This is a genomic window from Kitasatospora cystarginea (assembly GCF_039533515.1).
In the GTDB taxonomy this organism is placed as follows: domain Bacteria; phylum Actinomycetota; class Actinomycetes; order Streptomycetales; family Streptomycetaceae; genus Kitasatospora; species Kitasatospora cystarginea.
The window spans coordinates 264,314-275,001 of the sequence record NZ_BAAATR010000006.1 but is presented as its reverse complement, the minus strand read 5'-3'; the positions used below and the strand labels follow the sequence as shown (position 1 = coordinate 275,001).

General features: G+C 71.3%; 9 protein-coding genes and 2 pseudogenes. 3 read left to right on the top strand and 8 right to left on the bottom strand.

Features of this window, described 5'->3' with window-relative positions; genetic code table 11:
• A pseudogene (locus ABD369_RS10175) lies at positions 1-248 on the bottom strand (hypothetical protein); the annotation flags it as partial.
• A gap of 58 nt (positions 249-306) precedes the next feature.
• Between ABD369_RS10175 and ABD369_RS10170 the strand changes: the two are divergent.
• Positions 307-1,136, top strand: a pseudogene (locus ABD369_RS10170) (IS5 family transposase).
• A gap of 92 nt (positions 1,137-1,228) precedes the next feature.
• On the opposite strand, the gene ABD369_RS10165 reads toward ABD369_RS10170, so the two are convergent.
• The gene (locus ABD369_RS10165; RefSeq protein ID WP_344635956.1) at positions 1,229-1,840 is read right to left on the bottom strand and encodes a class I SAM-dependent methyltransferase; all 612 of its coding nucleotides are present in this window, start codon (positions 1,838-1,840) and stop codon (positions 1,229-1,231) included.
• A gap of 213 nt (positions 1,841-2,053) precedes the next feature.
• Complete coding sequence (locus ABD369_RS10160; protein ID WP_344635955.1) at positions 2,054-2,548, bottom strand: hypothetical protein; 495 nt, start codon at positions 2,546-2,548, stop codon at positions 2,054-2,056.
• Between the two features lie 218 nt (positions 2,549-2,766).
• On the opposite strand from ABD369_RS10160, the gene ABD369_RS10155 reads away from it, so the two are divergent.
• Positions 2,767-3,015, top strand: a complete 249-nt coding sequence (locus tag ABD369_RS10155; protein WP_344635954.1) for a LysE family translocator — start codon at positions 2,767-2,769, stop codon at positions 3,013-3,015.
• A gap of 56 nt (positions 3,016-3,071) precedes the next feature.
• Here ABD369_RS10155 and ABD369_RS10150 read toward each other — a convergent pair whose 3' ends face one another.
• The 5 genes from ABD369_RS10150 to ABD369_RS10130 all read right to left on the bottom strand — a co-directional run bounded on the left by ABD369_RS10150 (position 3,072) and on the right by ABD369_RS10130 (position 8,679).
• Entirely contained in the window at positions 3,072-4,256 is a 1,185-nt protein-coding gene (locus tag ABD369_RS10150) for an XdhC family protein (protein ID WP_344635953.1), read from the bottom strand.
• Positions 4,257-4,366: 110 nt separating this feature from the next.
• A complete protein-coding gene (locus ABD369_RS10145; protein ID WP_425557570.1) occupies positions 4,367-4,594 on the bottom strand; it encodes a hypothetical protein in 228 nt (75 codons plus the stop codon).
• 289 nt (positions 4,595-4,883) lie between these two features.
• The gene (pucD, locus tag ABD369_RS10140) at positions 4,884-7,313 is read right to left on the bottom strand and encodes a xanthine dehydrogenase subunit D (RefSeq protein WP_344635952.1); all 2,430 of its coding nucleotides are present in this window, start codon (positions 7,311-7,313) and stop codon (positions 4,884-4,886) included.
• Positions 7,310-7,795 (bottom strand): (2Fe-2S)-binding protein, encoded by a 486-nt coding sequence (locus ABD369_RS10135; RefSeq protein WP_344635951.1) that lies wholly within the window; start codon positions 7,793-7,795, stop codon positions 7,310-7,312. The genes pucD and ABD369_RS10135 overlap by 4 nt, the downstream gene beginning before the upstream one ends.
• On the bottom strand, positions 7,792-8,679 hold the full coding sequence (locus tag ABD369_RS10130; RefSeq protein WP_344635950.1) for an FAD binding domain-containing protein: 888 nt from the start codon (positions 8,677-8,679) through the stop codon (positions 7,792-7,794). The genes ABD369_RS10135 and ABD369_RS10130 overlap by 4 nt, the downstream gene beginning before the upstream one ends.
• A 396-nt stretch (positions 8,680-9,075) precedes the next feature.
• Here ABD369_RS10130 and ABD369_RS10125 point away from each other — a divergent pair, with 396 nt between their 5' ends.
• Positions 9,076-10,668 carry a PucR family transcriptional regulator gene (locus ABD369_RS10125; RefSeq protein WP_344635949.1) on the top strand — a complete coding sequence of 531 codons (1,593 nt, stop codon included), beginning with the start codon at positions 9,076-9,078 and terminating at the stop codon, positions 10,666-10,668.
• Positions 10,669-10,688: the final 20 nt, after the last annotated feature.

Here is a 10,688-nt window from a genome sequence, read left to right as displayed (position 1 = left end):
TCCACGGTGAGTCCGAACTGCCGTAGGCGGCGCACCAGTTCGCGGGCCGCGCCGTCGTGGCCGGCGCCGATGCTCGCGGACACCACCGTGACCCGGCCAGGCGGGGTGCGCTCCGCCGCCGACCGGCCGCCGCCCCGCGGGGCGCGCCTGCCGCCGACCAGGGCCAGGTGGCGGACCTCGTCCCCGAGCGCCGCCGCGCCGCCCGCCGTACCGCTCTCGGACGGCTCCGGGGCATGGGACTCGGGCATCTGGGGCTCCTAGGTAGTGTCGTCAAAGTGATCTTGGATAGTGGATCATGGTGCGGTGATACGTCGTCATGAGCTCTCCGATGCCGAGTGGGACCTGGTGCAGCCGCTGCTTCCCAGGCCCGGCACGGGTCGTCCGCGCCTGGACGACCGGACGGTGCTGAACGGGATCGTGTGGAAGTTCCGGACCGGGGTGGCCTGGCGGGATGTGCCGCCGCGGTACGGCTCCTGGGCCACCCTGCACACCCGATTCCGGCGCTGGGCCGAGGACGGAACCTTCGACCGGATGTTGCGGGCCGCGCAAGCGCAGGCGGACGCGGCCGGCGACATCGACTGGCTCGTATCGGTCGACTCCACCGTCGTGCGAGCCCGCCAGAGTGCCGCCGGGGCACGAAAAGGGGGACCCAAAACCAGGCGCTCGGTCGTTCCCGAGGCGGGCTGACCAGCAAACTCCACCTGGCCGTCGACGGACTTGGTCGACCGCTGGCCCTGGTTCTGACCGGCGGGAACACCAACGACTGCACCCAGTTCACCACCGTCATGGACGCGATACGAGTACCCAGAACCGGGCTGGGACGGCCCCGCACCCGTCCCAACCACGTCCTCGGCGACAAGGGCTACAGCTCCAAGGCGATCCGCGTCTGGCTGCGAAAGCGCGGCATCAGCCACACCATCCCCGAGCGGGCCGACCAGATCGCCAACCGCCTGCGGCGCGGAAGCCTCGGCGGTCGACCCGTGGCCTTCGACCGCCAGCTCTACAAGCATCGCAACGTCGTCGAACGCTGCTTCAACCGCCTGAAGCAGTGGCGAGGCCTCGCCACCAGATACGACAAAACCGCCGTCTCGTACCAAGCCGCAGCCACCCTCGCCTCACTCCTCATGTGGGCCTGACCCTTTGAGGACACTGCCTACGGCTACGGCTACGGCTACGGCTACGGCCGTCCAGTCTACGGTTCGGCCGGGCGGGAACCGCCCGAGCGGCGTCAGGCGGCGATCGGACGCAGCACCGCGTAGTACGCGAACGGCGGACCGTACAGCCGGGCGACCCGCAGCCCGGCTCCCTCCGCCAGGCTGATCAGCGAGGACGGCCGGATCTGATGCCGGTCGAAGAACTCGCCGACCACCAGCCGCCCGAACGGCTTCAGCGCCCGGCGCAGCTCGGCCAGCGAACGCGCCGGATCCGGGATCTCGCCCAGCGCCGTCACCAGGTAAGCCGCATCGAACGAGCCATCCGCAAAAGGAAGTTCATGTGCGTCGGCGCAGTTCGGCACGATGTTGTCGACACCCTGCTCCTTGGCCCGGCGGCCCACATGGTCGAGCATCTCCTGCTGGATGTCCACGATGTCCAGCTGGCCGTTCGGGCCCAGCTGCGGTGCGACGTGCAGCGACTGCAGGCCGGTTCCGGGGCCTATCTCCAGGATCCTCTCGCCCTCCCGGGCCTGCAGCACGTGGTCCAGACGCTTCAGAGTCAGGAACGGCAGCGGCAGGTCGAGCAGCCAGTGCTGAGAGTACGGGTACGGCGCGGAGTCGGTGAACCACCAGGTGGCGACGGCGGCGGCAGCGCCCGCGCCGATCAATGCCCGCGAATGCCTCATAATTCCTCCCCAAATGTCCGATTGGGCCATCGAAGCATCTCTGATGGTCAATCAGTTGTGTTTGTGTGCAATCTGCTTGCGCCAGCGCCGACTTTGTCGGCAGTCGACCCGAGCGGGCCGAACGAACCGCCCGTGGACCGCCGTTGCGGCAGGCCGGGAACTTCCTGAAACGGACCGGACCGCAAGCGCCGATCACGTCACGAGCTCTTCCGCTCAGCGGCCCGGCCGAGGGAAGGTCCGGGTCGCGAGAACCGCGCAGGCCACCGCCAGCGGCAACTCGGCGAAGACCGCCATCAGCACCGCCAGCTTGAAGTCCGAACCCGGGGCAGCCGTCATGGTGTCGAACCAGGCGTCGACCAGCAGCAGGGCCGAGGTCGCGGCGGAGGTCAGGCAGGCCCGGCGGTCGCCGCGCCTGAGGAGCAGTCCGGTGGAGAGCAGGCCGAGCGCCTCAAAGCTGTCCAGACCCGTCCACGTCCAGGCCCAGTGCGAGGCCTGAGCGGTGGCCGGCAGCCCGGCGTGCAGGAAGACCAGCCAGGGAATCATCGCCAGCCCGAGCACGGTGAGGACCGTGGCCGCCCGGCGAAGCAGCAGGGGGAACGTCGAAGCGGCCGCGGCCTTCGGAAGGATCCGCGGGACACCGGAGCCCGAACCGGCGTCCACGCTGACCAGACGGAGCGAATGAACGCCGGTCAGCTGAGTGCTCGCCATGACACCTGACTCCCTCCCGTGCCCGCCCCTCGGGCACAACATCAGCATGTCGTTCGCGCGCGCCCGAGGCAGTAGCGCTCCTATCCGACTTGATGGTGGTGCTAGGTACACCTTCCGCATCCGGCGACACTGCGAGGAGATCCGGCCTGCCTCCGCCGGAACCAGTTGGGGCTGGGGTTCAGCACCTCGCCGGAACACGTCTCGGCCTCGGTCGGGGGGTGTTCTACGTGGCGGTGCTGCCGCAGTTCATCACGGCCGGGGCACCGCACCTCGCGACAGGTGTGCTGCTCACCTGCGTGCACGTGGTCGAGGGGATGCTCTGGTCGGTGGTCCTGGTCGGGTTCGCCCAGGGCCTCCGCGGCTGGCTGAGCCGGCCGAGTGTCCGCAAGGTCATGGACCGGATCACCGGGGTGGTGATCCTCGGCTTCCGCGTCCGCCTCGCGTCCGCCGACCGAGGGCGGGTTTGAGGCAACTGTCAGACGCCCCCGGGGAGTTTCGACGCGCAACACTCGGTGGGCTCCCGTCAGGCCGCGTGCGGCCGGGGTACGGACTCGGGGCTGCCGTCAGGGTGGGGCAGGTGGTGGTGGATGGGCCCGGTGCCGGCGGAGAGGGGCAGGCAGCTGCCGCCCCGGCGGTGGGCGACGATCTCGGCGGCGACCGAGACGGCCGTCTCCTCGGGCGTGCGGGCACCGAGGTCCAGCCCGATCGGTGAGCGCAGCCGGGCGATCTCGGCCTCGGTGAGCCCGACCTCGCGCAGCCTGGCGTTGCGGTCCCGGTGCGTGCGCCGCGAGCCCATCGCACCCACGTACCCGACCGGCAGCCGCAGCGCGCGCTCCAGCAGGGGGATGTCGAACTTGGCGTCATGGGTGAGCACGCACAGCACGGTACGTCCGTCGATCCTCTCCAGTTGGGTGTCCAGATAGCGGTGCGGCCAGTCGACCACCACCTCGTCGGCCTCCGGGAAGCGCCGCTCGGTGGCGAAGACCGGCCGGGCGTCGCAGACGGTCACGTGGTACCCGAGGAACTTGCCGATCCGTACCACCGCTGCCGCGAAGTCGATCGCCCCGAACACGATCATCCGGGGCGCGGGCACGTAGGACTCGACGAAGAGGACGGCGACGCCGTGCCGCTCCTCGTCGCAGGGGCGCCCGTCCAGCCCGAGGACGAGCTTCCCGGACCGCCCGGCGTCCAGCATGGCGCGGGCCTCGGCGACCACGGCGCGCTCCAGCGCGGTGGTGGTGGAGGGCGCGGTGGAGAGCGAGCCGTGGTGGGCGTCGGCGGTGACGGCGACGGTGGCACCGTGCAGTCCGGCGGGACCGTCGATCACCCGGGCGAGTGCGACCGGCGTACCGGACGCGATGCATTCGATACCGACGTCCAGCCCGGGATCGGCGCCCGGCACGATCGGCTGGACGAAGACATCCAGGACGCCGCCGCAGGTCAGGCCGACCGCGAAGGCGTCCTCGTCGCTGTATCCGAAGCGTTCGAGGACCGGCCGGCCGGAGGCGAGGGCCTCCTGGCAGAGCTCGTACACCGCGCCCTCGACGCAGCCGCCGGACACCGAGCCGATCGCCTCGCCGGCGGTGTCCACCGCGAGCGCGGCGCCGGGGTCGCGCGGGGCGCTGCCGGAGACCCCGACCACGGTGGCCACGGCGAAGGAGCGCCCGGATGCGTGCCAGCTCCGCAGCTGCTCGGCGATGTCCTGCATGTCCGGGCTCCTCACGGCGGTCGGGGATAAGAGCAGAGGATGGGAGCGGATAAGCGGATCACGGATCGCCGTGGCGCGGGAACCCGTCTCCCGCACCACGGCGACTGTTGCTAGTTGACGCCCAGCAGGATCGGGTTGAGCAGGACGATGTAAGCCATCGCCATGAAGGTGGTCAGACCGCCGCGGAGCTCGTTGCCGAAGGTGGAACCGCGGGCGGAGACCCTGAAGTAGGCGTCCAGCGCGTTCTTCGGCGCCCTCGCCGCGGACGACGTGGGGGAGGCGCCGGCGGCGGGTCTGTCGTCCTCGGTGGTACCGGTTTCCGTGGGGATCCGGGTCATGTCCACTCCCAAGTGTCATAGGGGGTTGGGGTGGGCGAGCCGACCTGGCCGCCGGCTGGCGGTGCGGCGCAGGGGGACTGTTCGACTCACGAGGCGCACTCGACGGCGCCTGCGGTGCGAGGTGGTGCGCACCGCTGCGGAACCCCGGCGTGGGAGAGGCAGCGGAGGGTGGGTGTGGCGGGCGCCGCGGGTTCCTGGCGCAGGGTGGTGCCCCCGGGGCTGCTGAGCCGGGCCCGATGTCCCCTCGCCCTGCTCGGGGAAGGGCCTGCCGTCGCCCCGGGGCGGTCGGTCAGAGCGTCCCGGTCAGGTGCTCCGGCCGGACCGGGATCCGGTTGAGCGCCAGGCCGGTCGCATTGCGGATCGCGGCGACGATGGACGGGGTGGCGGAGACGGTGGGGGCCTCGCCGACACCGCGCAGCCCGTACGGCGCGTTCGGGTCCGGGAGCTCCAGGATCTCCACCGGGATCGGCGGGGTGTCCAGGATGGTGGGGATCAAGTAGTCGGTGAAGGAGGCGTTCCGCACCTTCCCGTCCTTGAGGATGATCTCCTCCATGACGGCCAGGCCGAGCGCCTGGGTGCAGCCGCCCTGGATCTGGCCGATGACCGAGAGCGGGTTGAGCGCCTTGCCGACGTCCTGGACGGCGGTCAGCTCCACCACCTTGACCAGGCCGAGCTCCACGTCCACGTCGACCACCGCGCGGTTGGCGCAGAAGGAGTACTGGACGTGGCCGAAGCCCTGTCCGGTCTCCTTGTCGAACGGCTGGGTGGGACGGTGATGGTGCTCCCGGGTGAGGTCGATCGCGTCGTCGCCGAGGAGGTCGACGATGGAGATCAGCGCGCCCCGGGCCTGCGAGACCACCTTGCCGCCGAGCAGCGTCAGGTCCTTGTGGGTCCAGCCGTAGCGACGCCGGCCCTTCTCGAACAGCGCCTGCCTGACCGCCTCGGCGGCCAGCTTCACCGCGCCGCCGGTCATGTACGTCTGGCGCGAGGCGGAGGTGGAGCCGGCCGAGCCGACCTCGGTGTTGGCCGGGTGGATGGTGACGTGCTCCACGCCGAGCTCGGTGCGGACGATCTGGGCGTGCACGGTGACGCCGCCCTGGCCGACCTCGGCCATCGCGGTGTGCACCATGGCGACCGGCTCGCCGCCGATCACCTCCAGCCGCACCCGGGCGGTGGAGTAGTCGTCGAAGCCCTCGGAGAAGCCGACGTTCTTGATGCCGACCGAGTAGCCGACGCCGCGGACGATGCCCTCACCGTGCGAGGTGTTGGACAGCGCGCCCGGCAGTTGCCGGATGTCCAGGTCGTCCAGGTCCAGCGGCGGGGGCAGCGGCATGTCCTTGACCCGGCGCAGCAGTTCGGCGACCGGGGCGGGGGAGTCGATCTGCTGGCCGGTGGGCATGGAGTCGCCCTCGGACACCGCGTTCAGCTGCCGGAACTCGACCGGGTCCATGCCCAGTTCGGCGGCGAGCTTGTCCATCTGGGACTCGTAGCCGAAAGCCGCCTGCACCGCGCCGAAGCCGCGCATCGCGCCGCAGCTCGGGTTGTTGCTGTAGAGGGCGACGGCCTCCATCCGCACGTTCGGGATGACGTACGGGCCGTGGCCCAGCGAGGCGGCGTTGCCGACGACGGCGGGGGAGGCGGAGGCGTACGCGCCGCCGTCCAGCACGATCCGGGCGTCCGCGAAGACCAGCTTGCCGTCCCGGGTGGCACCGTGCTCGTAGTGCATCTTCGCCGGGTGGCGGTGCACATGGCCGAAGAAGGACTCGTCCCGGGAGTAGACGATCTTGACCGGTTTGCCGGTGTGCTGGGCCAGCAGGCAGGCGTGGATCTGCATCGACAGGTCCTCGCGGCCGCCGAAGGCGCCGCCGACACCGGCCAGGGTGAGGCGGACCTTCTCCTGCGGCAGGGCCAGCACGGGCGCCATCTGCTGGCGGTCCACGTGCAGCCACTGGGTGGCGATGTAGAGGTCGATGCCGCCGTCCTCGGCGGGGACGGCGAGGCCGGACTCCGGGCCGAGGAAGGCCTGGTCCTGCATGCCGACCTCGTAGTCACCGCTGACGATGACGTCCGCCATGGCACGGACCTCGTCACTCACGCCGAGTCCCGAGACCAGCTTCTGCGAGTGCACGATGTTGCCGGAGGCGTGCGACTTGTACTCGTGCGGCTCGTGGACGTACCCGTACTTCTCCGGGTGGAGGCACTGCTCCTCGGTGACGATCGGGGTGTGTACCCGGTACTCGACCTTGATCTTCCTCACCGCGCGGCGGGCCGTCTCCGGATGGTCGGCCGCGACCAGCGCGATCGCCTCGCCGTGGTAGCGGACCTTGTCGATGGCCAGGGCCGGCTGGTCCTGGATCTCCAAGCCGTAGTACTTGGAACCCGGGATGTCCTGGTGGGTCAGCACCGCGTAGACGCCGGGGACCTTGAGGGCCTCGGAGACGTCCACGCTCAGGATGTCGGCCCGGGGGTGCGGCGAGCGCAGCGCCATGCCCCAGAGCATGTCCTCGTGCCACAGGTCGGAGGAGTACGCGAACTCGCCCTTGACCTTGAGCGTGCCGTCAGGGCGCAGCGGCGAGCCGCCGATGCCGTCCTTGCTCGCCTGGCGGATGTCCTGGAGGTTCTTCTGACCCTGGATCGTGCGGGTGCTCGGTCCACCCGCCCCTGCTTCGCTCGTGCGGTGGCTTCGCCGGGCGCTGTGCCGAATGATCCGCTCGCTCATGCCCCGGAACCCTTCGCGCACTTGCGGGCGGAGGCGAGCCGCACCGCATCCATGATCTTCTCGTAACCGGTGCAGCGGCACAGGTTGCCCGACAGCGCCTCGCGGATGTCGGCGTCGCTCGGCTGCGGGTCCTGCTCCAGCAGCGCGTCGGTCTGCACCAGCAGCCCCGGGGTGCAGAAGCCGCACTGCACGGCGCCGGCGTCGACGAAGGCCTGCTGGACCAGGCCCAGTTCGCCGTTCTCACCGGTCAGGCCCTCGACGGTGCGGACCTCGCGGTCCTGCACCTGGCCGGCTGCGACCAGGCACGAGCAGACCGGGACGCCGTCCAGGTAGACCGTGCAGGAACCGCACTCGCCCTGCTCGCAGGCGTTCTTCGAGCCCGGCAGGCCGACTCGCTCGCGCAGCACGTACAGCAGGCTCTCGCCCTCCCAGACGTCGTCCGCCTCCACCGGCTTGCCGTTGGCGGTGAAAGTGACCCTCATGCCGCGCTCCTGATCTGCTTGCCGTAGTCGTTCCAGGTCCAGGTGAGGGTGCGGCGGGCCATCACGGCCAGCGCGTGCCGCCGGTAGTCGGCGGTGCCCCGGACGTCGTCGATCGGGGAGGCGGCGGCCTTGACCAGCTCGCCGAACTCCTGGATCACCTCGGCGCCGAGCAACTCGCCCGACTCCCACAGGCCCCGCCGGGCCAGCACGCCCTGCAGGTACTCCTCGGCTTCGACGGCGCGGCGCGGGGTGGGGGCGGCCGAGCCGATGCCGGTTCCGACGGTGCGGGTCCTGGGGTGCAGAGCGAACCCGAAGGCGCAGACGGCGATCACCATCGCGTTGCGGGTGCCGATCTTCGAGAACTGCTGCGGGCCGTCGGCGACCGGGATGTGCACCGCGCGGATCAGCTCGTCGGCCTCCAGGCAGTTGCGCTTCACCCCGACGTAGAAGTCGTCGATCGGGATCATCCGGGTGCCGCGCACCGAGGCCGCCTCGACGAACACGTCGCGTCCGGCCGCCAGCAGTGCGGGGTGCGAGTCGCCGGCGGGCGAGGCCGCGCCGAGGTTGCCGCCGACCCCGCCGCGGTTGCGGATCTGCGGGGAGCCGACCGTGTGCGCAGCCAGGGCGAGGCCCGGCAGCGGACCGGACAGCTCGTTGATGATCCGGGTGTACGGGACCGAGGCGCCGAGCCGCACCACGTCGCCGTCGATCGACCATTCGGTGAGCTCGGTGATGCGGTTCAGGTCGAGAATCGCGGACGGCCGGTGCACGTCGAAGTTCAGCTCGACCATGACGTCCGTACCACCCGAGATGGGCAGCGCGGTCGGGTGCTCGGCCTTCGCCGCGAGCGCCTCGTCCCAGGTGGCGGGCCGAAGGAACTCCATGCGGGTGTCTCCTCAAGTCGTCGCCGACCGGACCGTGGGCACAGTTCCCAGAACCCGGTGTTCGGACCGTGCCGCCGCCTCGTTGCCGGGTGGTCGCGGCCTGGTCACCGGGTGTGTCCGGCGGCGTGTGGCCAGTGAACCGCTGTGACCGGGCCCACTGGCAGTCACCGATGGCATGAAGCCCTTGCCCTGCTCCTGCCGGACATCCTGTACGTTCCTCTAAGGCGGACAATCGCCCTGTAGAGCGGACCGTCCACCGCTATCTACGACCGTAATCCGGCCGTGATTCCGAAGCTACGGGTCCGTGACCCGGATGCCGACCGGTACGTGACACCGACCGATCGGCCCCGGGCACACCGCGACCCGCTCACCTCACTCAGACGAAGGAGTCTGCGGATGCGCGTCCGTGACCTGCTCGCCCCCGGTGCCCCTCGGCTGCGCCTGCTCGCCGCCGAGGAAGAGCTCGACCGGCAGGTCAGCGGTGTCATGACCACGGACCTGCAGGACCCGGGCCGCTACCTGCACGGCGGCGAGCTGGTGCTCACCGGGATGCTCTGGCGAGGCGGACCCGAGGACTCCGAACGGTTCGTGCGGACCCTCGTGGCCGGCGGCGCGGTCGCGCTCGCGGCCGGCGAGGCCGAGGTCGGCCCGGTGCCCGATGACCTGGTGGAGGCCTGCCGCCGGCACCGGCTGCCGCTGCTCGCCGTCCCCGACGACATCGCCTTCTCCACCCTCACCGAGTTCATCGGCCGCCAGGTCTCCGCCGACCGGGCCGCCGACCTCGCCGCCCTGGTCGACCGGCACCGGCTGCTGGTCTCCGCCGCGGGCGGCGGCGGCCTGGACGCCGTGCTGGACCTGCTCGGCGGCGACCTCGACCTGGACTGCTGGGTGCTCGCCCCCACCGGACGGGTGGTCGCCGGACCGGCCGACCGGCTCCCGGCCGCGGACCGGGACCAGCTGGTCCGCGCCCACCTCAGCGCCGAGCGGCAGCGCCGCCGCCCCCCGCACCGGGCCCGGCTGGACTCCGGCTCGTACTCGCTGCTACCCGCCTCCGCCACCCCCGAGAGCGAATCGCCGCTGGCCGACTGGGTGCTCGTGGTGGCCGGCGACATCACCGAGTGGACCGCCAAACGCCAGCAGCTGGCCGAGAACCTGGCCCGGCTGGTCGCCGCCGAGCGCACCCGGCGCGACGAGGGCCGCCGGCTGCGCCGCCGGCTGGCCGACGAGGTGCTGACACTGCTTCAGCGCGACGCCGACCCGACCGAGATCAGCAGGACGCTGTACGCCTCCGCGGCCATGGCCGCCCGGTTCGAGGGACCGGAGCAGAAGTCGCTCACCGCGGGCGGCAGTTGGCTGGTGCTCAGCGCCGAAGGTACAGGTCTACCCGAGGGGGTGGTGCGCTCAATCCTGGAGGAAGCCCTCACCGATGCCACCGACCGCGCGCTGGTGGCCGGCGCCGGCACCGGCGCCGTGGTGGTGCTGCCCGCCTTCGAATCCGGCGTCCCCGCCGAGGCGTTGCGCGAACTGCTCGCCCCGTTGGAGGCCGGACTCGGCTCCGAGGGCCGGATCACCCTCGGTGTCTCCGCTCCCGCATCGGAGGCCGGTGGACTGCGCGGCGCCCTGGAGGAGGCCAGGCACGCCCGCCGGATCGCCGCAGCCAGGATCGGCCGGGTCTGCGTCGCCGGTCCCGAGGAACTCGCCTCGCACGTGCTGCTGCTGGCCGCCGTCCCGGACGAGGTCAGGCGCGCCTTCCGAAGCCGCCTGCTGGACAAGGTGATCGCCTACGACCTCGAGCACCAGGCCGACCTGGTCCGCACCCTGGAGGCCTTCCTGCGCTCGGACGGCTCCTGGACCCGCTGCGCGGCCGGGCTCCACGTCCACGTCAACACCCTGCGCTACCGGATCGGCCGGATCGAGGAGCTGACCGGCCGCGACCTCTCCCGCCTGGAGGACCGGGTCGACTTCTACCTGGCCCTCGAACTGGCCTGAGCGGCGCGGGTACCCGGGCG